At 69.0% G+C, this 22,275-nt stretch carries 21 protein-coding genes and 1 pseudogene; 17 read left to right on the top strand and 5 right to left on the bottom strand.

Translation table 11 applies throughout. From position 1 onward, the window contains the following. Window positions 1-133: 133 nt before the first annotated feature. The 3 genes and pseudogenes from KCQ71_RS17650 to KCQ71_RS17640 form a co-directional block, all read right to left on the bottom strand. Window positions 134-1,357, bottom strand: coding sequence for an ATP-binding protein (locus KCQ71_RS17650; protein ID WP_223408318.1), 1,224 nt, complete (start codon window positions 1,355-1,357; stop codon window positions 134-136). Between the two features lie 147 nt (window positions 1,358-1,504). Then, window positions 1,505-1,648, bottom strand: a pseudogene (locus KCQ71_RS17645) (hypothetical protein); the annotation flags it as partial. 164 nt (window positions 1,649-1,812) lie between these two features. Then, a complete protein-coding gene (locus tag KCQ71_RS17640) occupies window positions 1,813-2,196 on the bottom strand; it encodes an SRPBCC family protein (RefSeq protein ID WP_223408316.1) in 384 nt (127 codons plus the stop codon). A 200-nt stretch (window positions 2,197-2,396) separates the two neighbouring features. Here KCQ71_RS17640 and KCQ71_RS17635 point away from each other — a divergent pair, with 200 nt between their 5' ends. Beyond that, window positions 2,397-2,774 carry a type II toxin-antitoxin system HicB family antitoxin gene (locus KCQ71_RS17635; RefSeq protein ID WP_223408314.1) on the top strand — a complete coding sequence of 126 codons (378 nt, stop codon included), beginning with the start codon at window positions 2,397-2,399 and terminating at the stop codon, window positions 2,772-2,774. Between the two features lie 89 nt (window positions 2,775-2,863). Here the strand turns inward: KCQ71_RS17635 and hutH are convergent, their stop codons facing one another. Continuing rightward, entirely contained in the window at window positions 2,864-4,414 is a 1,551-nt protein-coding gene (hutH, locus tag KCQ71_RS17630; RefSeq protein WP_223408312.1) for a histidine ammonia-lyase, read from the bottom strand. A 134-nt stretch (window positions 4,415-4,548) separates the two neighbouring features. Here hutH and KCQ71_RS17625 point away from each other — a divergent pair, with 134 nt between their 5' ends. The 10 genes from KCQ71_RS17625 to KCQ71_RS17580 all read left to right on the top strand — a co-directional run bounded on the left by KCQ71_RS17625 (window position 4,549) and on the right by KCQ71_RS17580 (window position 14,310). After that, window positions 4,549-5,145: a dihydrofolate reductase family protein gene (locus KCQ71_RS17625; RefSeq protein WP_223408310.1), complete on the top strand. Its 597-nt coding sequence runs from the start codon at window positions 4,549-4,551 to the stop codon at window positions 5,143-5,145. A 92-nt stretch (window positions 5,146-5,237) separates the two neighbouring features. After that, window positions 5,238-6,050: an IclR family transcriptional regulator gene (locus KCQ71_RS17620; RefSeq protein WP_223408308.1), complete on the top strand. Its 813-nt coding sequence runs from the start codon at window positions 5,238-5,240 to the stop codon at window positions 6,048-6,050. Between the two features lie 52 nt (window positions 6,051-6,102). Beyond that, window positions 6,103-6,708: a dihydrofolate reductase family protein gene (locus KCQ71_RS17615; protein WP_223408305.1), complete on the top strand. Its 606-nt coding sequence runs from the start codon at window positions 6,103-6,105 to the stop codon at window positions 6,706-6,708. Between the two features lie 20 nt (window positions 6,709-6,728). Continuing rightward, window positions 6,729-7,052, top strand: a complete 324-nt coding sequence (locus tag KCQ71_RS17610; protein ID WP_223408303.1) for a YciI family protein — start codon at window positions 6,729-6,731, stop codon at window positions 7,050-7,052. A gap of 2 nt (window positions 7,053-7,054) precedes the next feature. Further along, the gene (locus tag KCQ71_RS17605; protein WP_223408331.1) at window positions 7,055-8,296 is read left to right on the top strand and encodes an RNA polymerase sigma factor; all 1,242 of its coding nucleotides are present in this window, start codon (window positions 7,055-7,057) and stop codon (window positions 8,294-8,296) included. A 135-nt stretch (window positions 8,297-8,431) separates the two neighbouring features. After that, the gene (locus KCQ71_RS17600; RefSeq protein ID WP_223408301.1) at window positions 8,432-9,178 is read left to right on the top strand and encodes a CPBP family intramembrane glutamic endopeptidase; all 747 of its coding nucleotides are present in this window, start codon (window positions 8,432-8,434) and stop codon (window positions 9,176-9,178) included. Between the two features lie 201 nt (window positions 9,179-9,379). After that, window positions 9,380-10,819 (top strand): aldehyde dehydrogenase family protein, encoded by a 1,440-nt coding sequence (locus KCQ71_RS17595; protein ID WP_223408299.1) that lies wholly within the window; start codon window positions 9,380-9,382, stop codon window positions 10,817-10,819. Then, on the top strand, window positions 10,816-11,775 hold the full coding sequence (locus KCQ71_RS17590) for an aldo/keto reductase (protein ID WP_223408297.1): 960 nt from the start codon (window positions 10,816-10,818) through the stop codon (window positions 11,773-11,775). The genes KCQ71_RS17595 and KCQ71_RS17590 overlap by 4 nt, the downstream gene beginning before the upstream one ends. A gap of 1 nt (window position 11,776) precedes the next feature. After that, window positions 11,777-13,303: an FGGY-family carbohydrate kinase gene (locus tag KCQ71_RS17585; protein WP_223408295.1), complete on the top strand. Its 1,527-nt coding sequence runs from the start codon at window positions 11,777-11,779 to the stop codon at window positions 13,301-13,303. After that, window positions 13,303-14,310: an NAD(P)-dependent oxidoreductase gene (locus tag KCQ71_RS17580; protein ID WP_223408293.1), complete on the top strand. Its 1,008-nt coding sequence runs from the start codon at window positions 13,303-13,305 to the stop codon at window positions 14,308-14,310. The genes KCQ71_RS17585 and KCQ71_RS17580 overlap by 1 nt, the downstream gene beginning before the upstream one ends. A gap of 26 nt (window positions 14,311-14,336) precedes the next feature. Here the strand turns inward: KCQ71_RS17580 and KCQ71_RS17575 are convergent, their stop codons facing one another. Further along, the gene (locus tag KCQ71_RS17575) at window positions 14,337-15,329 is read right to left on the bottom strand and encodes a LacI family DNA-binding transcriptional regulator (RefSeq protein ID WP_308116659.1); all 993 of its coding nucleotides are present in this window, start codon (window positions 15,327-15,329) and stop codon (window positions 14,337-14,339) included. A gap of 223 nt (window positions 15,330-15,552) precedes the next feature. Between KCQ71_RS17575 and KCQ71_RS17570 the strand changes: the two genes are divergently transcribed. The 6 genes from KCQ71_RS17570 (at window position 15,553) to KCQ71_RS17545 (ending at window position 22,259) form a co-directional block, all read left to right on the top strand. Next, complete coding sequence (locus KCQ71_RS17570; protein WP_249423157.1) at window positions 15,553-16,377, top strand: hypothetical protein; 825 nt, start codon at window positions 15,553-15,555, stop codon at window positions 16,375-16,377. Between the two features lie 94 nt (window positions 16,378-16,471). Further along, window positions 16,472-17,974, top strand: coding sequence for an alpha-N-arabinofuranosidase (locus KCQ71_RS17565; RefSeq protein ID WP_223408288.1), 1,503 nt, complete (start codon window positions 16,472-16,474; stop codon window positions 17,972-17,974). After that, window positions 17,967-19,289 (top strand): extracellular solute-binding protein, encoded by a 1,323-nt coding sequence (locus tag KCQ71_RS17560; protein ID WP_223408286.1) that lies wholly within the window; start codon window positions 17,967-17,969, stop codon window positions 19,287-19,289. The genes KCQ71_RS17565 and KCQ71_RS17560 overlap by 8 nt, the downstream gene beginning before the upstream one ends. 52 nt (window positions 19,290-19,341) lie before the next feature. Continuing rightward, window positions 19,342-20,274 carry a carbohydrate ABC transporter permease gene (locus KCQ71_RS17555; RefSeq protein WP_223408284.1) on the top strand — a complete coding sequence of 311 codons (933 nt, stop codon included), beginning with the start codon at window positions 19,342-19,344 and terminating at the stop codon, window positions 20,272-20,274. Beyond that, entirely contained in the window at window positions 20,271-21,176 is a 906-nt protein-coding gene (locus KCQ71_RS17550) for a carbohydrate ABC transporter permease (protein WP_223408282.1), read from the top strand. The genes KCQ71_RS17555 and KCQ71_RS17550 overlap by 4 nt, the downstream gene beginning before the upstream one ends. Before the next feature lie 105 nt (window positions 21,177-21,281). After that, window positions 21,282-22,259 (top strand): hypothetical protein, encoded by a 978-nt coding sequence (locus KCQ71_RS17545; RefSeq protein ID WP_223408280.1) that lies wholly within the window; start codon window positions 21,282-21,284, stop codon window positions 22,257-22,259. Window positions 22,260-22,275 lie beyond the last annotated feature (16 nt).

Here is a 22,275-nt window from a genome sequence, read left to right as displayed (position 1 = left end):
CCGCAGCCAGGACTCCAACTTCTCCCGGTCACCATCACGCAACTCCAAGGCCGGGGCAGGACGATTCGCCATGCCCCCATCATTTCAAGAACCAAAGCGTTCAAGAACTAACGACACGCGGCACTAGCGCACGCTACTTGCTCTTTGTGGTGTTCCGCTTCCGGAGCGGCGGTACGACGAGGTCGGGCATGACTCGCATCATGAACTGGTCGAAGTGGGGCACGGTGAAGGCCGCGTATCCGTGCTCTGGCGTGTAGAGCAGCCCCATGTTGATCAATTCAGCCCGGGTGGGGCCGAGCTGGGTGGACCCGCGGTTGAGGCGGGCGGCGACATCCGATGCCTTCTGCGGTGCGGGTCCGAGATCAGCCATTGCCCTCAGGTAGGCGCGTTGGAGTTCGGTCGCGCGGTCGAGCCGCACGCGGAAGAAGGAGGCATCGAGCTTTGCCAGGTATGTGTCGGCGGCGGTTTCGATGTCTGGTCTTGTGATGTGGTCGTCCGACGCGACCGTCCACACGGCGTAGCCCAGTTCTTGGATGAAGTAGGGGTAGCCGCCGGTGATGTCGACGGCGAGGTCGAGGGCATCGGCATCGATGCGCACGCCTTCGGCTTGCGCGGGTTCGGCCAAGGCACGCTTCGCGTCCGTCCTCTCAAGATTGCCGATCCGGGGGAACTTGAAGAGTCTTTCGGCGTAGGACTTGGCATCGCCCGCCAACTCGGCGATTTGGGGAAGCCCAGCCCCTACGAGCGTGACCGGGAGTTTGCGCTGAACCACCTTGTGTAGGGCCTCGATGACGGCCTCCAGTTGCTTCTTGTCCAGGAACTGCACCTCGTCGAAGAGGATGACGACCCCTCGCGAGCGTTCCTGGGCGGCCTCGCCGATCGCGATCAGGACATCAGTGAGGTCCATCGCGAGATTTCCGTGATCGGCGACTCCCTGGAGTACATCGACGTCGAGGCCGGCTTGGAACTGTCCGGTCGCGTCAACGCTCATCGTGAACGAACCCAACGCGGCCGCGGCTCGCTTCATGCGGTCGCTCCACTTCGCACGCGGGGACAACTCGAGGAGCGCTGTCCGTAGACGCAGGGCGATGTCCGTCCGGAATCCCGTGTCGTCGTGCTTGCTGACCTCGTACTCAACCACCGACCAAGATGCTTGGAGCGACTTCGTCCTGAACTGGCCCAGCAGCACGGTCTTGCCGACGCCGCGCAGCCCGGTGATGATCATCGACTGTTCGGCGCGGCCCCGAATCAGCCGCTGAAGGAGGACGTCGAACGACTGAAGTTGGTCATCGCGACCGACCAGTGCCTCGGGTTCGGCACCTGCGTTCGGCGTGTACGGGTTCAAGATCGGGTCCACGTCTCGACCTTACTGTGTTTAGGTCGCTTTATCTACATCAGATAAACCTAGATAAAGATGGTAAGAGCCTGCGGTCGGCAGCCGCTTGCCGTCGACAGCCGATGGGTAGTCGCCAAGTCAGGCCACCTCGCGTGGCGCGGCCGGGGTCCCGTGGACGACGCGATCGTCCGGGTGTTCGGCGACGTCCGGGTCGAGGTTGTTCATCAGCAACCGCCGCGGCGCCTCGGTCTGCCAACTGCGCGCGGTCTGGGTGGTGCCGCGCGGGGCGCGGACCTCGCGCACTCCGTGCATTCCGGGCTCGTCGCCGCCGAGGTGCACCGTCGCCTCCGCCGGCGCGTCAGGTCTATCTGACCCCGAGGACGTGGGCCCAATACTCCGAGGGCGGTGACGGGTCAGGGATCCGAGACGGTGGAGGTGCCCGGTGCAGGGCAGATCGCATCCGGTCGGCGGTGCGGTCACGCCTGCGCGCGGTCACGGAGCCCGGCGAGCGTGGTCTGCATCATGGGCGTCATCGTCGAGTCGAGGAATGCCCGGAGGGCGCCGGACAGGATCGGCGCGGTGGGGAGCAAGGAGTAGGTCCAGCTCAGCCGGGTACCGTCGCCCTCGGCCTGGTAGCGGAACTCCGCCACGCCGTGCCGCAAGTCGAAGCGTTGCATGCTCGTGAATCCCCAGATCTGATAGCGGAAGACGTCAGCGTCGTCGACCAGCACTTCCTCGGCGAGGTACTGCGCGTCCTCGAACCGCACCCAGCGACGACTCCCGACGCGTTCGCCGGGGATCCAGTCGCCGACCAGGGGTTGGGTCGTTTCGACGGCAGGAAACCCGTCGTCGAACTGCACGATGTCCTCCAGGGGCAGGTTCGGGTGACTCCACGACGACTCCCGCCGACCTTCTGGGCCGACTGCTCGCACTCCTCGCGCAGTGAGGCCGGGCTATCCACAGGTCTGGCAAGGGCCCTGACCTTGATCTGGCAACCCTCCTAGGCTTACGCTCATGAAGCGCGCCCAACTGCGATCCTGCGACAGATGGGAGTCCTGAAGTGAAGGTAACGGCGATCGCCACCCGCACTGGCGAGTGGTGGGCCATCCAGGTGCCCGAGGTTCCGGGAGTCTTCACGCAGGCGAAGCGGCTGGAGCAGGTGCCGGACACGGTCGCGGACGTCGTCGCGACGATGCTCGAGGTGCCTGCGAACTCCGTGGACGTCGAAGTCCGGCCCGTCCTGGAACAAGCGCTCGAGGATCTCGTGCGTGGTGCACGAGAGGCAGTCGCGGAGGCGACGACGGCCCAGGAGCGTGCCTCGACGCAGATGCGCTTGGCGGTCAGTACATTGCGCGTGCGACTCACGACGCGCGACGTCGCCGCCGTGCTCGGGGTGACCCACCAGCGCGTGTCGCAGTTGGACAAGTCCCCGCGGTGAGTTCGGCCTGACCGATGGTGCTGTAGTGGTTGCCACTTCAGCACTCTCACCAGCGCCAGCCCCGCCCGCGCGGACGATGCCGGCACTGCCTAGCGCAGCGGACCCGTCACAACCTCGGCCGCAGCCAGCACCGATCCGTCCGCCACCGTCGCGGTCACGGCCGCGAGCTGCGGCGCCACCGGCTCGTCCGGCCCGGGTCCCGGGACCCCGGCGGCGCGCAGCGCATTGCGCACGGCCGCCGTCGCCGGCCCCGGCTCGAGCGGGCGGCGCAGGTCCAGGCCGCGGGCCGCGGTGAGCAGTTCGATCGCCACGACCGAGCGCAGCCCGTCGACGGCGCGGCGCAGCTTGCGCGCGGCGGCCCACCCCATCGAGACGTGGTCCTCCTGCATGGCCGAGCTGGGGATCGAGTCGACGCTCGCCGGCGCCGCGAGGCGCTTGAGCTCGGAGACGATCCCGGCCGCGGTGTACTGGGCGATCATCAGCCCGGAGTCCACGCCCGGGTCGTCGGCGAGGAACGGCGGCAGCCCGTTGCTGCGGCTGCGGTCGAGAAAGCGGTCGGTGCGCCGCTCGCTCATCGACGCCACGTCCGCGACGGCGATCGCCAGGAAGTCGGCGACGTAGCCGATCGGGGCGCCGTGGAAGTTGCCGTTCGACTCCACCCGCCCGTCGGGCGTGACCACGGGATTGTCGACGGCGGAGGCCAGCTCCCGCTCGGCCGTCGCGTTCGCGTGGGCGAGGGTGTCGCGGGCTGCGCCGTGCACCTGCGGTGCGCAGCGCAGCGAGTACGCGTCCTGGACCCGGGTGCACGCGGCCGGGTCACGGTGGCTGGCCAGGATCGGGCTGCCGACGAGCAGGGCGCGCAGGTTCGCGGCGGAGTCGGCCTGCCCGGGATGCGGGCGCAGCGCCTGCAGATCGGCGGCGAACGCGGCGTCGGTGCCGAGCAGCGCCTCGACGCTCATCGCGGCCGCGATGTCCGCGGTCCGCAGGATCAGCGTCAGGTCATGCGCGGCGAGCACGAGCATGCCGAGCATGCCGTCGGTGCCGTTGATCAGCGCCAGGCCCTCCTTCTCGGCGAGCTCGACCGGGGCGAGCCCTGCCCGGGCGAGCGCCTCGCCCGCGGGCACCGCCACGCCGTCGGGCATCGTCACGGAGCCCTCGCCGATGAGGGCGAGCGCCACGTGCGCGAGCGGTGCGAGGTCGCCGGAGCAGCCGAGCGAGCCGTACTCGTGGACCACCGGGGTCAGCCCCGCCGACAGCATCGCGGCGTAGGCGCGCGCGGTCTCGCGGCGCACCCCGGTGCGGCCCGTGGCGAGGGTGGACAGGCGCAGCACCATCAGCGCGCGGACCACCTCACGCTCCACCTCGGGTCCGGTGCCGGCCGCGTGGGAACGGATCAGGCTGCGCTGCAGCTGGGCGCGCCGCTCGGGCGGGATGTGGGTGGTGGCGAGTGCGCCGAAGCCGGTGGAGACGCCGTAGTGCGGCTGGACGTCCTCGGCGAGGGCCTCGACCACGGCGCGGCTGGCGTCGATCGCGGCCAGCGCGTCGGGCCGCAGTTCCACGCGGGCGCCGCGGCGGGCGACGGCGACCACCTGATCCGGGGTGAGCGGGCCGGGACCGACCTCGACGACATCGATGTCCATGTCGCCATCCCACTGCGCCGGCCCGCACAAACCCAGTCCGCAACGGCGCAAGCCGTCTGGGATGACAGACGCCCCTACGATCGATGGCTAGACCTGGGGGAGGGTCCTCCGGGTGGTCGACCCGGAAGGCCAGCATGCGCAGACTCCACTACTTCATCGCCGTCACCCTCGACGGCTTCATCGCGGGACCGGACGGCGCCGACCCGACCGGCCCGAACGGCTTCTGGCCGATCGCCCCGGACTACCTGGAGCACTTCGTGGCGCAGTACCCGGAGGCCCTGCCCGTGCAGGCACGGGAGGCGCTGTCCGTCACGGCCGAAGGCACGCGTTTCGACACCGTGCTCGAGGGCCGGCGCAGCTACGAGATCGGGCTCGCGGCCGGGATCCCGGACGCCTTCCCGCACCTGCGACACCTGGTGTTCTCCCGGACGCTGACCGAGGTTCCCGCCCCGGACGTCGAGCTGGTCGCGGACGACCCGGTCGCCACGGTGCGTGAACTCAAGCAGCAGCCGGGCAAGGACATCTGGCTGCTCGGTGGTGCCGAGCTGGCCGGGTCGCTGTACGCCGAGATCGACGCCCTGACGCTCAAGGTCGCGCCACTGACCATCGGCACCGGGATCCCGCTGTTCTCCGCCAACGCGGCGTTCGATCCGCGCACCTGGACGATGGCCGGCCACACCGTCCTGGACAGCGGCGCGATGTTCCTCAGCTACGAGCGCACCGGCGACTGAGCGGCGCCACGCGGGGCGAACATCCGGCGGGCGGTTGTGCCACCCTTGGCGTGAGCGCGCACCGGCGTGGGTTCGCGCGAGAGGGAGGCGCGATGGCGACGAGCAGCTCGGTGCCGGCGGCCTCCCACGCGCTCGCGATCCTGCGCTACCTCGCCGCGCAGGCCGGCCCGGTGCCCGCGGCCGCGATCGCCCGCGACCTCGGCCTGCCCCGCTCGAGCGTCTACCACCTGCTCTCGGTGCTCGAGGCGGACGGGTTCGCGCTTCACCTGCCCGAGGAGCGCCGGTACGGGCTCGGGGTGTCCGCGTTCGAGCTCGGGTCCGCCTATTCGCGGCAGGCGCCGCTGGCGCGGCTGGCCCGGCCGGTGCTCGCCCGGCTCGTGGACACCGTGCACGAGTCCGCGCACCTGGCCGTGCTGCACGGGCGCGAGGTGCTCTACGTGGTGGAGGAGCGCGCCCGCGGCAGGCCGCCGCTGGTCAGCGACGTCGGCGTGCGGTTGCCCGCCCAGCTGACCGCGAGCGGGCGCGCCATCCTCGCCGACCTGCCCCGGGTGCAGGTGCGTGCCCTGTTCCCGGGCGCCGACGCGTTCGTCGACCGGCACGGCGCCGGCCCACGGACGCCGTCGGCGCTGCGCTCGTTGCTGGTCGACGTTCGTCGCGCCGGGTACGCCACCGAGCACGGCGAGGTCACGCCCGGCTTCGCGTCCGTCGCGGTGGCCGTGCACGACCACACCGGCCACCCGGCCGCGGGCCTCGCCATCACCTTCCCCACCGAGGACCACGTGCCCGACGGCGGAGCCTGGGCCGCGTACGCGGCCGCGGCCGGGCGGGCCGCGGCCACGCTGCGCGAGCGCATCGGCGGACGAAGTCCCGAGGACGGTGTCCGATCGGGGTCGACCCGTTCGTAGTAGGGGTGAGGGGCGCCCACGAGGGGCGCCCGGACGACGAGGAGACGCGATCATGAGACTGGTGACGAACACGCAGGTATCGGTCGACGGAGTGATGCAGGCCAACGGCGGCCCGAACCCGGTCCTGGACCCCGGGATGGAACGCGGCGGATGGGCCAGGCCGCTGTTCGACGACGACGCGCTGGCCTACGTCAACGAGGCCTACCAGCGCGCCGACGCCTTCCTGTTCGGCCGGCGCACCTACGACCTCTTCGCCGGCTACTGGGGCGCGATGGATTCGGCGAGCAACCCCATCGCGGATGCCCTGAACGCGCGGCCCAAGTACGTCGCCTCGAACACGCTCACCGAAGGGCCCTGGGCGGACACGACGGTCCTCTCCGGTGACATCGCGCCGGCCATCCGCGAGCTGAAGGCCAGGCCCGGCGGGGAGCTGCAGGTGCACGGCAGCGGCAATCTGGTCCGATGGCTGCTCGAGCAGCAGTTGGTCGACGAGATCACCCTGCTCGTCTGCCCCGTGGTCGTCGGCCAGGGCATCCGCATGTTCCCCGACGACGGCCCGGACGCGGCGCTGGATCTGGTCGAATCGCGAGCCTTCCCGAAGGGCATCACGCTGCAGGTCTACCGGCCCGCCGGACGCCCGCAGTACGCCACCACGTGAGAAGCCCACAGGAGGTTCCGATGCAGTACCTGGTATCGGTCATCAACGACTCGACCGACCGCGCGAGCGCCGACGAGATGACGGCGATCAACGCGTTCAACGACCGGCTCCAGGCCGACGGTCACTGGGTCTTCGCAGGGGGCCTCGGGGCGCCGGCCTCGGCGACCGTTGTCGACAACCGCGGTGCGGAGGCGATCTTCTCCGACGGTCCCTTCCTGGAGTCGAAGGAGTACCTGGTGGGCTTCTGGATCCTGGAGGCGCCCGACCTCGACGTGGTGCTCAAGCTCGCCGAGGCGGGGTCGAAGGCCTGCAACCGCAAGTTGGAGGTACGGCCGTTCCTGTGACCGTGCTCGACCCACTGGAGGCGCTGACCCGGGCCCATCGGCAGGAGTGGGCGCGGGTGGTTGCCGCGCTGACCCGACGGTTCGGCGACCTCGACCTCGCCGAGGAGGCCACCGCCGAGGCGTTCGCGACCGCCGTCGAGCGGTGGCCGGCCGACGGCGTGCCCCCGCGTCCCGGCGGCTGGCTGACCACGACCGCGCACCACAAGGCGATCGACCGGATCCGGCGCGAGAGCAAACGAGAGGACAAGCACAAGGAGGCCCAGGTGCGTTACGACGACCCGACAGGCTCCGGCGTGCCTCTCGGTGCCATCGACGACGAGCGGCTCCGGCTGATCTTCACCTGCGCCCACCCTGCCCTGGCGATGGAGGCCCGGGTCGCACTGACCCTGCGCATGGTCGGCGGGCTGACCGCGGCCGAGATCGGCCGTGCGTTCCTGGTGCGGGAGGACGCCATGACGCGCCGGATCACCCGCGCCAAGGTCAAGATCAGGCAAGCGCGCATCCCGTACCGGGTACCCGACGCCGACGATCTCCCGGCACGCGTGTCCGGGGTGCTCGCCGTGCTCTACCTCGTCTTCAACGAGGGCTACCTGGCGACCGGCCCCGGCACCGATCCCGTCCGGGCGGAGCTGACCGCCGAGGCGATCCGGCTCGCCCGCCTGATCCGGGAGCTGCTGCCCCGAGATGGTGAGGTGGCCGGGCTGCTGGCGTTGATGCTGCTGACCGAGGCCCGCCGTCCTGCCCGGGTCTCGGCGACCGGCGAACTGGTGGCGCTCGACGAGCAGGACCGGGACAGCTGGGACGCGACACTCGTCGCCGAAGGGCACCGGCTCGTGCGCGAGCGCCTCGCGACCGGAGCGGCCCCCGGCCGGTACCAGATCCTCGCAGCGATCAACGCGGTGCACACCTCAGCCCGCACCATGGAGGAGACCGACTGGTCGCAGGTCGTCGCACTCTACGACCAGCTCGCCCGCATCGACCGTTCGCCGATCGTCGCCCTCAACCGGGCCATTGCGATCGCTGAGCTCGACGGACCCGAGGTCGCGCTCGCGGCCGTCGAGGGGCTCGAAGAGCCGCTGGCCGGCTACCACTCCTTCCACGCCACCCGCGCGGACCTACTGCGCCGGCTGGGACGCACTCAGGACGCGCGTGCCGCGTACGACGCGGCGATCGAGCTGGCGGGAAACACGGCCGAGAAAGCTGCCCTGGTGCGCCGCCGCGACCGGCTCCGAAATCCACAGTGAACGGCGGCTTCCCGTTCGACATCGTCCACATCATGGACTGAATCACCGAAGTACGAGGGCAACGATCCCGATGTTCGTTGCGTCGCCATGCTCGCTTCACCGCCAGGGCACTCGGGCGACGTAGGCTGCCCCCTCTTGCCCACCAGCCAGCTCCGAGCGATCGCGTTCGGAACCTCCGTCCACCTCGCACGTTTCGCGATCATCGTGATCACGCTCGCGGTCGCCCCGATGCTCGGCATCACCGGCTGGTACCTGGGGCTCGCCGCGAACGTTGCCTGTGTCGCGTTCGCCGCGGTGCTGGTGACGGTGCGTGGCTTGTGGAGACAGTCGGGGATCCTGGTCCGCTGGCGGGGACGGACCGCCGTCATCCTGCTGGTGCCACTGGTCATCGAGGTCCTCGTCTGGGCCGTGCCGGAGGGCCTGGTGGAGCAGCCGCCCGGGTTCGGGCTCTGGAGCCTCACCCTCCTGCTCGCCGCCGCCAACGAGGAACTCACCAGCCGCGTGGTCGTGTTGGAACGCATGCGGCCGGCATTCCGTCCCCACATCGCGGTCGCCATCACCGCGGCGCTCTTCGGGCTGCAACACCTCTCGGCCTTCGCCACGACGAGCCGGACGTTCGACGACATTCTCCTCAACGTGCTCGTCTCGGCCTGCTACGGCTTCGCGCTGGCAGCATTCCAACTGCGGTTCCGGTGGCTGTGGCCCTTGATCCTGCTTCACGCTGGGGCGAACTTCGCGACGCTCTTCTCGGCGCGGCCGCTGCCCGATGCCGTGATCGCGATCACCCTCGTGATGTTCATCGGGCTCGGCCTGACGATCCTGCGGTCGATGAAGCCGAGTCCGACCCGGTCCAGCGACGGGGTCGGGGACCAGGCTCCCTGACGTCGGAGCGCCTGGCGGGAACCGCGCGTCGACAGTCCCGCCGCGATCTCGGCCCGTAGCTCGTGGGCGGAGATCCCTCGGACGCCGAGGGGCACGTGAGCGCGACGAACGGTGCGGGCGGACGACGCCACGTGCAGAACGGCGGCGATCATCTTCGGTGGCCATTTCCTGAACGGCCTCCGATCTGGTACAAACGTTTGCGTGACCTACGAGAGCCTGCAGTCGCGACCGATTGACGCCAAGGCCGGAGTTGTCGAAACCCGCCGTGATCTGCTGACCGGCGAGGCCCTCGGCGTCGTCGCAGTCGGCGGGGCAGCCGAAGCTGCCCGCGCAGTCGACCGAGCCCACACCGCGTTCATGCGCGGCCTGCCGGCGGACGTTCGCTCCCAGATCCTCTCTCGCGCGGCCAGCCTCCTCGAGGAGTCCGCCGATGAGCTCGCGACCCTGATCAGGCGCGAGGTCGGCAAGCCGGCCACCGCCGCGGCAACCGAGGTGGCGCGGGCCGTGACGACAACCAGGTATGCCGCCGAGGAGGCTCGACGACTCCCAGGCGAGCGCGTCCCGCTCGAAGCGACGGCAGCAGGGGCAGGGGTCCTGGCGGTCACGGTCCCGGAGCCACGCGGCGTCGTTGCGGCCATCACACCGTTCAACTTTCCGGTGAACCTGGTCATGCACAAAGTGGCTCCCGCGCTCGCTGCCGGATGTCCGGTGGTGCTGAAGCCCTCGGAGAAGGCGCCGCTGACCTCGCTGCGAATCGCCGAGCTGCTGGCCGAGGCGGGCCTACCCGAGGGCTGGCTCGAAGTGGTGCACGGTCATCCCGAGCCGATCGTGGATGCCTGGTGCGACGACGACCGTGTTGCCGTACTGACGTTCACCGGCTCTGCCAAGGTCGGCTGGAGCCTGAAGGCGCGTTCGCCGCGCAAGATCCACATCCTTGAGCTCGGCTCCACGTCGGCGATGTATGTCAGCCGCGACGCGGACCTGGACCTGGCGAGGCGGGACGCCGTTCAGGCGGGCTTCGCTTATGCGGGGCAGGCCTGCATCTCCCTGCAGCGTCTCTACGTCGACGACGTGATCGCGGACGAGTTCCTGGCGCTCCTGGCCCCGGACGTCTCCGGTGTTCGCGCCGGTGATCCCGCAGCTCCCGAGGTCGTAGTGGGCCCTCTCATCACCGATGCTGCGGCCGAGCGGGTCTCGACCTGGATCGGCGAGGCTCGCGATCGGGGTGCCACGATCCTCGCGGGTGGCGACCGAGAGGGGCCCCTCGTCAGCCCGACCCTCGTGCTCGGGGCACAAGCCGATGACAAGCTCATGTGTGAAGAGGTGTTCGGACCGGTGATCTCGGCCGCCCGTGTCAGCGGGGTGGATGAGGCCATCGAGCGGATCAACGACAGCCGGTTCGGTCTCAACACCTCGATCTACACCCGCGACCTCGCGGCCTCGCTGCGATTCGCGGAACAGGTGCGATCGGGCACCGTGCTCGTGAACATGCCGCCGTCGTTCCGCGCCGACCACATGCCGTACGGCGGGATCGGCGACTCAGGTCAGGGGCGCGAGGGCGTGCGCTACACGATCGCCGAGATGGTCGACATGAAACTCGTGCTGCTCAACCCGGGCGGCGCATGGGAGGAGAAGCAATGACGCTGGGAACATCCACGGTCGAGATCGGGCGCGTCGGGCTCGGGACGTGGGCGATGGGCGGCGGCGACTGGGTCTCCGCCTGGGGTACGCAGGACGACCGAGAGTCGATCGACACGATCCGGTCCGCCGTCGATTCGGGCATCGACTGGATCGACACCGCGGCGGTCTACGGACTGGGGCACGCCGAGGAGGTATTGGCCGAGGCGCTGCGGATCTACCCGGAGGATGATCGGCCGGTCGTCGCAACGAAGGGCGGCATGGTCTGGGACCCGGCGAACCGGCGCGCGTCCTCTCGGCGCGTCGCGGACGCGGCGACGCTGCGCGGGCACGTCGAGGACTCGCTGCGTCGGTTGGACGTCGACGTCATCGACATCTACTTCGTGCACTGGCCGGCGACGGTGGAACCGGTCGAGGAGTACTGGGCCACGATGCTCGAGCTGAAGGAGGCCGGAAAGGTCAGCGCCATCGGCCTCTCCAACCACGACCTCACGTCGCTGCAGACCGCTCATGCGCTGGGCGCGGTCGACGTTATCCAGCCGCAGTTCTCCGCCGTGGTGCCCGAGGCTGCCCAGGAGGTTCTGCCATGGGCCCAGGCGAACGGAGTCGGCGTCGTGGGCTACAGCTCCATGGGATCGGGCTTGCTGACGGGTGCCTTCACTGCCGAGCGCGTAGCCGCCCTCGCCGAAGACGACTGGCGGCGGCGTAGCCCTCTGTTCACGCACGATCTGGAGAAGAATCTCCGCATCGCTGACGCGATGGCCGAGGTCGGGCGAGCACGAGGGACGACCGCGGCCGCCGTGGCGGTCGCGTGGACGCTGGGCTTTCCCGGCCTCACCTCGGCGATCGTGGGAGCGCGGCGCCCGGATCAGCTGCGCGACTGGATCGACGCACGCACCCTGACGCTCACCGAGGACGAGTACCTGACGGTTGCTGCCGCCGGCGCGCCGACGCCCTGAGATGACCCAATACGTCCTGGGTATCGACAGTGGGAGCAGCACCGTCAAGGTCACGCTGCACACCGATGACGGTTCACTCGTCGCCTCCGTCGCGGAACCGACACCGATGGACCAACCGTGGCCCGACGCCGTCGAACGCGATCCGGAGGCCCATTGGGCAGCGGTCGCCGGCGCGGTCCGTCGACTAGTCGCGCACGCCGGTGTCCGCGCAGGTTCGGTCGCGGCGATCGGGCTCGCCGGACACGGCGACGGCGTCCATCTCGTCGACAACGAGGGTCGCCCTGTGGGCCCGGCCCTGCTCTCACAGGACACCCGCGCGGCAGCCGTGCTGGACGCCTGGGCGGCAGACGGCACCCTCGCAGAGCTCCGGAACGCCACCGGGCAGGTGCCCTTTCCAGGCTCACCGGCTCCGCTGCTGCGCTGGCTCGACCGGCACGAGCCGGAACGGCTGGCCCGCGCACGATGGGTACTGGCAGCGAAGGACTGGATCCGGCTGCGGATGACGGGCGAGATCGCCACGGACCGCACCGATGCCGGTGGATCCTTCGCCGACCTGGACAGCCACGAGTACTCGGAGCGCGCCCTTCAGGTCACCGGACTCGAACATCTCGCGTACCTGCTCCCACCCGTGCTCGAACCGACTGCCGTGGCAGGGCATCTGCTACCCGCGGCCGCTTCCGAGCTGGGCCTGCCGGCAGGTATCCCGGTGGCGACCGGGCTGCACGACGTCGCCGCGACCGTGCTCGGCACCGTCGGGACGGAACCCGGTCGGCTGTGCGTCATCGCCGGCACGTTCGGCGTGAACGTCGTTCTCGTGGATCGACCGGTCCGCAACGAGTTGCTGAACACCAGGCCCGGCCCGTTCCCCGGCACCTGGACCGTACGCAGAACCGCTCGGGCATCCGGGGCCAGCGTGGCATGGGCGGCCAAAGCACTGCTCGGCGAGCGCGGCACCGCCGGTGACGTGCTCGACCTGGCATTCCAGGCCGACCTCGACCACGACCCGCCCACGTTCGTCCCGTTCGTCTTCGGAGGGACCGCCGACCAGCCTGGCTATGGCTCCTTCTTCGGCCTGCGGAGTTGGCACGGCCGCGAGGCGATGCTTCGGTCGGTTGTGGAGTGCATCGCCTTCAACCATTGCCACGACGTCGGCGTGGTCCGCGACTCGGTTCCGGTCAGGTCGATCCACCTCGCCGGCGGTCTGACCCGCGACAGTCGATGGAACCAGTTGTTGGCGGACGCGCTCGACGAAGAGATCAGCTGCACGCGCAGCGATGACACAGGTGCCCGCGGCGCCGCCACGACGGCCGCGGTCGCCGCCGGTTTGGCGGCGGATCTGCCCCAAGCCGTGGAACGGTTCCGAGCGCCGAGCGAGCAGATCGCACCCGGTCCCGCCGCCCCTGAACTGAGGCGGCGGCTGCGTCGCTTCCGGGACATCCTGTCGAGCGTTCGTGTGCTCGAGTCCCAGCTCGACATGTCCGAGTCAACGTCACCGATGCCCACGGGCGTCACCGTACGGGAGGTCTGATGAATGAGATCGTGCTCGTGATCGGCGATCCGCTGATGGCAGTTGAGCAGCTGGCGGCGCCGGCCGAGGCGCTGCTGGGCACCCGCTTCGAGGTGCGCAGGGCCTCGTGGCAAGCGACCCAGCCGGAAGCCATCGCGATGAACCGGCGCATCGAAGCGGGCGGCCCGGCGGCGGTCGACGCCGTGCTGCACAGCGACGCCGACGACGACCGTGTGGTCGGAATCATCACCCAATTCTTTCCTCTCAGCCGCGAGGTGCTTGCGCGATGGCCACGGTTGCGCGCCGTGGCCACGATGCGCGCCGGGACCGAGAACATCGACAGGACCGCCCTCGCAGACCGCGGAGTCGCCTTCGCGGCCAACGCAGGTCGGAACGCGAATGCGGTCGCAGAGATGACGGTCGCGCTGATGCTCGCGACCCTCCGGGACGTCGGCGAGGGCCACCGGCACGTACGCGACGGTGGCTGGCGGCCGGAGCCGTTGCCGCTCGGCCTGCGCGAACTCTCGGGCAGGTGCTTGGGGCTCGTGGGCTACGGCGCCGTGGGGCGGCTGGTGCAGCGTCGACTCGTCGGTTTCGACCTCGACGTCCTGGTCTCCGACCCGTTCCTTGATCCCGCTGGGCTCAGCGACGGCAGGCTCGTCACCCTGGACGAGCTCGTCGCGAGCGCAGACGTGGTCTCGCTGCACGCGCGCTCGAGCCCACAGACCCGTGGCCTCCTCGGTGCGACACACCTGTCCGCGATGCGATCCGACGCGATCCTGGTCAACACGGCACGCGCAGACCTGCTCGACGAGTCCGCGCTCGTGGCCGAACTTCAGCGAGGTGGGATCAGCGGCGCCGGTCTCGACGTGTTCTCGGTCGAGCCGATGCCGGCTGACAGCCCGCTCCGGACGATGCGTGGTGTTGTGCTGTCACCCCACCTGGCGGGCGCGACCGTCGAGGCCCGCTCGCGTGCACCCGAACTGGTGGCGCGCAATCTTGAGAGCCTGCTACTCCCGGCGGCTTGACGCTCACGCGACCATAGGCCGAGCAGTCACTGGGCGACTGGGGGCGCGGTCGAGCCACGATCGATGATGTCGCTGGGGCTCTCGACGATCAAGTTCTGGGCTGGTGTGCCGTCCACCCAGTCCAGCAGGGCCGTTGCGGCGCGGCGGCCGAGCTCCCGCTGGTCCAGGTACACCGTGGTCAGCGGTGGCGTGGTGTGAGCGGCGAGCGGGTGCTCGTCGATGGTGATGACACTGATGTCATCCGGTATCGAGAGGCCCTTCGCGTGGAGTGCACCGAGCATCCCGATCGCCTGCACGAGGGAGTCCACGGCGAGGGCCGTCGGTCGCTTCCGGCCTGCGACCAGCTTCTCCGCGGCCGCGCGACCTCCTTCGATGTTCCAACCGCCGTCGGCGCGCCGACCGCGAGGGATCGACAGGCCATGCGCCGCCATCGCGGAATCGAAACCGACCTTGCGCCGCTTGGCCGTGTCGGTGGACAGGTCACCACTGAGGTGGGCGATGTCCCGGTGGCCCATGGCCACGAGATGATCGACCATCGCTGCTGCGTTGTTCTCCTCGTCGAACAGGACCGAGACCGAGGCCCCTGGGATGCTCCGCTGCACGAAGACGCTGGGCAGCCTGATGTCATCGAGCCATGCCTGAAGTGCGGTATCGGTGTCCTGCGCATGGGCAACCAGCACACCGTCCACGCGCCCTGCGAGTGCCGCGAGCCGGTCGGTCCGCTCGGGCGCGGACGAACCGATCTCGGAGATCAACAGTGTGACGCCGGCCTCCTCGCACGCCTCCTGCACGCCGCGGAGCACGGCGGTGAAGCCGAAGTTGTCGAGATCGGGCACGAGGATGGCGATGCTGTCCTGCCGTCCCAGGCGCAGCGCGCGGGCCTGTGCATTGACGCGGTACCCGAGCTGCTCGGCGGCAGCGAGTACCCGAGCGCGCGTCTCGGGGCGATAACTGGCCGCTCGGTCATCTCGCAGCAGCCTCGAGACGGTCGACAGGTCGACGCCGGCGACCTTCGCCACGTCCACCAAGGTCACCCGTCGCGGTGGACCCCCTTGTTGCGATCGTTCAGTGCGCGCCATGGGTCCATTGTGTCTGGCGAGACCCACGGTTGCTGGTCTGGCCCTGCATCCACCTGGGTCTGGCGCTGTCGACGAGTTCGCGCTAGGGTCAATACAAACGTTTGTCCAACGGGAGGTATCAGTGACGATCGACGCTCTCCGGCTTCCACACGGAGGCTTCGCCATGCTCGCCCTCGACCAGCGCGAGTCGATGAGAGACCTGCTGTCCGGGTCGTCCGACGACGATCTGCGGCGGTTCAAGACCGCTGCTGCGAACACTCTCGCCCCGCACGTGTCGGCGATCCTGCTCGATCGCCTCTACGGCGTCGACGGGCGGCCCGCCTGGGCGGGGTCCGTGCCGCTGATCCTCGCCGCCGACCACTTCGACCAGCCACCCGGACGGCCCGTGGCCTCGAGCACCCTGGATCCGCACGTCACTCCGGCCCTCGTCGCTGACGTCGGCGCGTCGGCGTTGAAGTTCCTGCAGTTGTGGAGCCGTGACGACGACCCGGCGCAGCGGCTGGATCTGGCGGCCTCGTTCGTAGCGCTGGCGGCGGAGTGCGGAGTGCCCGCAGTGCTCGAAGGCATCGTGCGCCCCGGTTCGGGCGGTTGGCGCGACCCGCGCGACCGCGACGAGGCGATCATCGAAGCGGCCGCCGAGCTCACCCAGGCGGGTCCCGACCTGTACAAGGCGGAGGTGCCCGGGGATGCCGCCCAGCCGGAGACGGTGGTGGCGGCCTCGCGCGAAGTGACGCGCGCCAGCCGGTGCCCGTGGGTGATCCTGTCCAACGGGGTCGAGCCGGACAGGTTCCCCGACGCGGTCGAGGCGGCCGCCCTCGGGGGTGCCTCCGGGTTCCTCGCCGGTCGCGCGGTCTGGACGGCCGCGGCCAGAAGCGCCGACCCGGCTGCGGCCCTGGCGACGGACTCCGTCGCCCGGGTCCGATCGATGACCGAGCGACTCGAGGCGGGCCTGCAAGCCGCCGATGCGGAACGCAGAACATCCGCCTGAGGGCGGGTAGTGACAGACAAACCTGTGCAGCGACGCATGCAAACGTAGGTACAAACGTCGGTATTGCCTGCACTCGACCAATGGAGGAAGACAGTTGGCACAGATCACCGTGACCACGGGCCGCATTGTCGGCCAGGTGGACCGCCGCATCTTCGGCGGATTCATCGAGAACGAGGGCCGCGCCATCGACGGCGGCGTCTATGAGCCTGAGTCCCGCTTCGCCGACGAGGCCGGAGTGCGGATCGATACCCGCGACGCGATCGCGGGGCTGTCCATGCCAGTCATGCGCTGGCCCGGCGGGAACTTCGTCAGCGCCTACCACTGGGTCGACGGCGTCGGTCCCAAGGACGCCCGACCCAATCGCTGGGATCCCGCCTGGGGCGCCGTAGAACGCAACCAGTTCGGCACCGACGAGTTCATGACCTACTGCCGGGACCTCGACACGGAGCCGTACCTGTGCTTCAACATGGGTACCGGCACCCTCGACGAGGCGATGGCATGGCTCGAGTACTGCAACGGGACGGAAGACACCGCCTGGGCCAATCTGCGCCGCCAGCATGGACGCGATGAGCCCTACGGCGTCAAGTACTGGGGCCTCGGCAACGAGATGTGGGGCGACTTCCAGATCGGCCACCTCACGGCGGAGGAGTACGCGGCCAAGGCGAAGCGCTGGGCACTGGCGCTGAAGCGAGTGGACCCGACCATCCAACTCGTGGCCTGCGGCCGAGACGGGCTGCACGCCGACTGGGATGCGATCGTCGTCGAGGCGCTCGTGAAGTACGTCGACTGGTACTCGATGCACATCTACACCGGATCGGACGACCACTGGAGCAACGTCCTCCAGGTGCACCAGGTGGACCGTGCACTCGAGTATGCGGGCGCGCTGATCGCCGGCGCCCGGTACCGCCAGGGCGTCGAGCACCCCGTGCATATCACCTATGACGAGTGGAACACCTGGTTCGCGACACGCAACGACCGTCGCCGGGGCGAACTCGTGCAGGAGCGCCACACGTTGTCCGACGCGTTGGCGGTCGCGACCTACCTGAACATCTTCGTGCGGCGCTCGGACGTCGTGAAGATGGCGAACATCGCCCAGGTGGTCAACGTCCTGGCGCCGATCGTGACCGGCCCGGACGGCGTTCTCAAGCAGGCGATCTATCACCCCTTCGCGATCGCTGCCGCCCACACGCAAGAGCTCGCCGTCGACGCCTACGTCGACTGCCCGAGGTACGAGCACACCGAGGAGCACAACGACAGGTGGGAGCATCGGGTGGGTGACCTCGGTCCGTTCCCGGTGCTGGATGTCGCGGCCACCAGGTCCGAGGACGGCACCCGTCTCGTGGTGAGTGTGGTCAACCGGGACCCTGACTCCGAGCATCGTGTCTCGGTGGTCCTCAGCGACGCGACCTTCGCAGGTGATGTCACGATCCGGACCGTCTCCGGGCCCCATCCTCTGGCGACCAACGAGTGGGACTCGCCGGACGTCGTCGGGGTCTCGGAGGCGGGGCTGGAAGGCGCCGGCCAGACGCTCGAGATCGTCGTCGGAGCCTGCACCTACACACAGATCGACGCAGCGATCGGGGTCAATCGTGAATAGCGGGAGCCCGCAGCTCACGCGCCGTGCGCTGTTCGGAGCCATGGGAGCCGGCGCTGCGGCAGCGGCGCTCGCCGGGTGCTCACCCATGCAGCGCGCGGCGGTGACCGGTACCGGGCTGCCGAGCGACCTGGTGACCTTCTGGAACTTCTTCGGGGGCGGTGACGGCGCCCGGATGACGGAGATGGTCGCTGACTACCAGGCGACCTATCCCGACATCCCGCTCCGGTCGACGACCCTGACGTGGGGCAACCCGTTCTACACGAAACTGGCACTCGGCACGCTCTCGCGTCAGCCGCCCCTGGTCGCGTCCTGCCACGTCGACCGGCTGGTCACGCCTGTCGACACCGGCCTGTTGCGGCCCTTCGACCTGGATGAGCTGGCCGAGTGGGGCATCACCGAGGACAAGTTCTTCCCACGGGCGTGGGAGGCGTCGCACCGGCACGGCGAGCTCTGGGCGATCCCGCTCGACTTCCATCCACTCGCGGTCTACTACAACAAGCCGATCGCTGAACAGGCGGGACTTCTCACCGCCGAGGGGACCCTCGCGGAGCCCGTCGGGACGCAGGCGTTCGAGGACATGCTCGCTGCCGCCAAGGATGTGATGGGGACGCCCTCCACAGGGTTCCTGAACGATGCGGCGGGGCACTACCGCGTCTTCTACAGCCTGCACAGCCAGGCCGGCGGGGAGATGGTCAGCGAGGACGGCCGGACCGCGATCCTCACGAAGGAGGTGTTCCTCGAGGTCGTGTCCTGGATGCGCTCGCTCACGCACGAGAAGGAGCTTCTAGTGCGGACGATCGATCCCGGCGGCGCGATCGCGAACTTCGTCAACAACCGGTTCGCCTTCTTCTTCTCGGGAGGCTGGGAGCGGCCTACGTTCGTGGATGCGGGCGTCGACTTCGGAATCCACAGCTGGCCGAAGGTCTACGACAAGCACGTCGCCTGGGATGGCACCCATAGTTTCGTCATCCCGACCTACGACGAGGATCCGGCTCGGATCGCATCGGCGCTGCACTTCATCAGCGGCATGCTCGAACGGTCTGCCACCTGGGTCGAGGGCGGGCACATGACGACCTGGCTCCCGGTCCAGGACGATCCTCGGACGCAAGAGATCCAGCCGCACTACGAGAACCTTCCCGTAGACGGGACGCTCTACGACCCGCAGGCCTGGTACGCGGGCTCGGGTGGCAACCTGCAGACGGTGATCGGCCAGCCGCTCGCAGCGTGCACCCAGGGCCACATCAGCGTTGAAGACGCCTACGACCAGGCGCTCGCCGGTCTGCGTGAGCTCGCGGCCACCGAGCCGCCCAAGTAACAGTCCCGGCGAAATTCGTGACCGGGTTCGACGACGACGTCGAGGAGACGCCATGACCATCTTGAGGAGCGCAGCAGTACAACGGCGCCCTGCCGCACGCAGGACTGCGCGCGCCAACACTGTTCGAGGACTGCTGCTGCTCGCGCCGTTCCTCGTCCTGTATCTGACCTTCGTCGGGGTTCCCGCCGCCTATGGCGTCTGGCTCTCGTTCACCGACTCCGGCCTGATGGGCGGCGGCCTGGGCGACTGGGTCGGGTGGGGCAACTACGCAGAGGTGCTCTCGAACCCGCAGTTCTGGGGCTCCGTTCGCAACACTCTGTGGTTCCTCCTGCTCACGACCCCACCGGCCGTGATCCTCGCGCTGATCCTTGCGGTGCTGACCAACCGGATGCGGCGCGGGCGCTGGTTCCCTCGCGTGGCGTTCTTCGCGCCCTACGTGATGCCCGTGTCCGTGCTGGCGTTGGTCTGGACCTGGGTGTACTCGCCCGCGCTCGGCCTGCTCACCAACATCTCGGAGGCGCTGTTCGGGTCCTCGCCCGCGTGGCTCAGCGACCCGCAGTGGGCGATGCCCTCGATCGCCATCGCATCGATCTGGGGTTCTCTCGGCTTCACGTTCGTGCTCTACACCGCTGGCCTGCAGGAGATCCCCACCGAGCTCTACGACGCCGCGACCGTTGACGGTGCCAGCGGTTGGCAGCAGACCTGGTTCGTGACCCTGCCGCTCCTGCGGCGGACCACTCTGCTCGTGACGATGCTCGAACTGATCGGAGCTCTCAAGGTGTTCGACCAGATCTATCTGCTGACAGGTGGCGGTCCGAACTTCGCGACGCGCTCCGTTGTCGGCTTCATCTTCGACTACGGCTTCACCAGCTACCGGGTCGGCTTCGCATCGGCGGCGTCGCTGATCCTCTTCGTGTTCGTCCTGGTGCTCTCGGCCGCGTGGTTCGCAACGTCTCGCCGACTCTCGAAGGAGGACGGATCATGACCGCAGAGGTGAAGGATCGTTCCGCGGAGGCCGCCAAGGCGTCGGTAGACGCCGAACGTGCCGGCAAGCACCGAGGGCGAGCCAGGCCGGCCTCAGGCTTCGACCGGATGGCGACGGCCGTGGTCATCGCCTTCGGACTGCTCTGGCTGGTTCCGCTCCTGTGGGCCCTGAACACCTCGTTCAAGCCCGAGGAGGAGACAACGCGGCTACCGCTCACCTGGGCGATCGAGAATCCGACGCTCGACGCCTACCTTGGGGTCATCAACTCCACGGACATCGTGCTCTGGTACGGGAACAGTCTGTTCGTCTCGGTGATGGTGTCGACGCTCTCGGTGCTGGTGGCGAGCATGGCCGCATTCGCGCTCTCGCGAGTCCCGATGGCGGGCAAGCGGTTCATCTTCGGGGCGATCCTGCTCGGCATCATGATTCCGAGCCAGGCGCTGATCGTGCCCCTGTTCCAGGAGATGCAGGTGCTCGGGCTCCTGGGGACGTACTGGGCCGTGATCCTGCCCCAAGTGCCTGCGGCCGTGGGGGTGTTCGTGTTCAAGCAGTTCTTCGACGGACTCCCGGCGGCGTTGTTCGAGTCCGCTCAGGCCGACGGCGCCGGTTGGTTGCGGATGTGGGCGACGATCGCCATGCCCCTGAGCAGGCCCGCGATCTCGGCCGTGGCGATCTTCACGTTCGTCTGGTCGTGGAACGCCCTGCTCTGGCCGCTCCTGACGCTCAACGACTCCCAGCTCATGACCGTGACCGTCGGGCTGGCGACCGTGCAGGGTGAGTTCGGTGTCGCGTACGCACAGATCATGGCCTCCGCCATCCTGGGTGCGTTGCCACTGCTCGCAGTGTTCCTCGCGTTCCAGCGCCAGATCGTCCAGGGCATCGCCAACACCGGGATCAAGTAGGTCGAAGCGACGCCAGCCCCGCTTCCTGCTCGAGCGCCACAGTGCCGTTATCGCACGGTGCGCTGGGCCACGCAACCACCCTGAGCGCCTCGGTAATCTGGCGTGGTGAATCGAATCCCGCGGGAGCTACCACGCACGAATGTCGCGAAGAACCTCTCCCTCGCCGCAATCGGCGTTTGTGTCCTCGGGCTCACCGCGTGTGCTCCATCTCCTATCGACACCGATGACACGGGCAGCATCGCGCTCGTCGAGGAGTTCTTCGCTCATCTGGAAGCAGGCGAAGCGGCCGAAGCCGCCGCGCTGACCAACATGGACCTCGCGGACGAGTTCATCAATGACGACTTCTATCGGGCCTCCGTGGCGTTGCCCTCGAACGCACGGATCGTCGCCACCTCCGGCTACGACGAGATCGGAGTGACCGCTACCGTCGCGTACACCCTCGACGACGCTGCCGAGTCAGTCGATCTCGACGTCCGTGTCTCGCCACGTGATGATGGGTTGGAGATCAGCGGCTGGGAGGGCGACTCTCCCGTGTCGATCGGGCCCGGCAATGCGCCGGGCACCGTCACGGTCAACGGCGTACTCGAATATGCGGTTGCCGACGAAGGCAACACCCTTACCCTGCTCCCCGGCGCGTACGCCGCCGAATATCACGACCCGACCGGGTTGACGCACCTGCTCGGCCAGGACTCCACCTTCACGGCGAGCATCCCCCACCGGTACGGCGACGGCGGCGCCAGCAGTGGAGCAAGGCTCGACGCCACTGCGGTGCTCCTTCCGGACGTCGAACCCGGCCTCCTCGTTGCGATCGAGGACCTACAGGCGGCCTGCGCGGGAGAGCACTTCACCGGCACTTCATGCCCCGGAGAGCTCAACGAGGCGTTCGAGCAACCGCTCGACGCCTCCGTGACAGCAGAGTGGTTCCGCGAGCCCGGACCCGAGATCCTCTTCATCGACGGCAACTACCAGGCCACATCGACCTACTCGGTCCGCTTCTCCGACGACAACGTCTCCATCATGACCGTCTCCTACACCGGAACAGTCACTCGCGACGCGGCAGGGGCCATCGGCTTCACCCTCTGACCACACGGACTGCCCA

It is taken from the genome of Occultella gossypii (assembly GCF_019947135.1).
Lineage (GTDB): Bacteria > Actinomycetota > Actinomycetes > Actinomycetales > Beutenbergiaceae > Occultella > Occultella gossypii.
The sequence above is the reverse complement of the archived record's forward strand: the minus strand, read 5'-3'. Positions and strand labels throughout refer to the sequence as shown.

Coding starts and splice junctions, on each gene's coding strand:
- hutH (WP_223408312.1), bottom strand. CDS start 4,414: ATGGACATCGATGTCGTCGAGGTCGGTCCCGGCCCGCTCACCCCGGAT.
- KCQ71_RS17620 (WP_223408308.1), top strand. CDS start 5,238: ATGGCGACGAGCAGCTCGGTGCCGGCGGCCTCCCACGCGCTCGCGATC.
- KCQ71_RS17590 (WP_223408297.1), top strand. CDS start 10,816: ATGACGCTGGGAACATCCACGGTCGAGATCGGGCGCGTCGGGCTCGGG.
- KCQ71_RS17555 (WP_223408284.1), top strand. CDS start 19,342: ATGACCATCTTGAGGAGCGCAGCAGTACAACGGCGCCCTGCCGCACGC.
- KCQ71_RS17580 (WP_223408293.1), top strand. CDS start 13,303: ATGAATGAGATCGTGCTCGTGATCGGCGATCCGCTGATGGCAGTTGAG.
- KCQ71_RS17585 (WP_223408295.1), top strand. CDS start 11,777: ATGACCCAATACGTCCTGGGTATCGACAGTGGGAGCAGCACCGTCAAG.
- KCQ71_RS17625 (WP_223408310.1), top strand. CDS start 4,549: ATGCGCAGACTCCACTACTTCATCGCCGTCACCCTCGACGGCTTCATC.
- KCQ71_RS17550 (WP_223408282.1), top strand. CDS start 20,271: ATGACCGCAGAGGTGAAGGATCGTTCCGCGGAGGCCGCCAAGGCGTCG.
- KCQ71_RS17610 (WP_223408303.1), top strand. CDS start 6,729: ATGCAGTACCTGGTATCGGTCATCAACGACTCGACCGACCGCGCGAGC.
- KCQ71_RS17615 (WP_223408305.1), top strand. CDS start 6,103: ATGAGACTGGTGACGAACACGCAGGTATCGGTCGACGGAGTGATGCAG.
- KCQ71_RS17570 (WP_249423157.1), top strand. CDS start 15,553: ATGCTCGCCCTCGACCAGCGCGAGTCGATGAGAGACCTGCTGTCCGGG.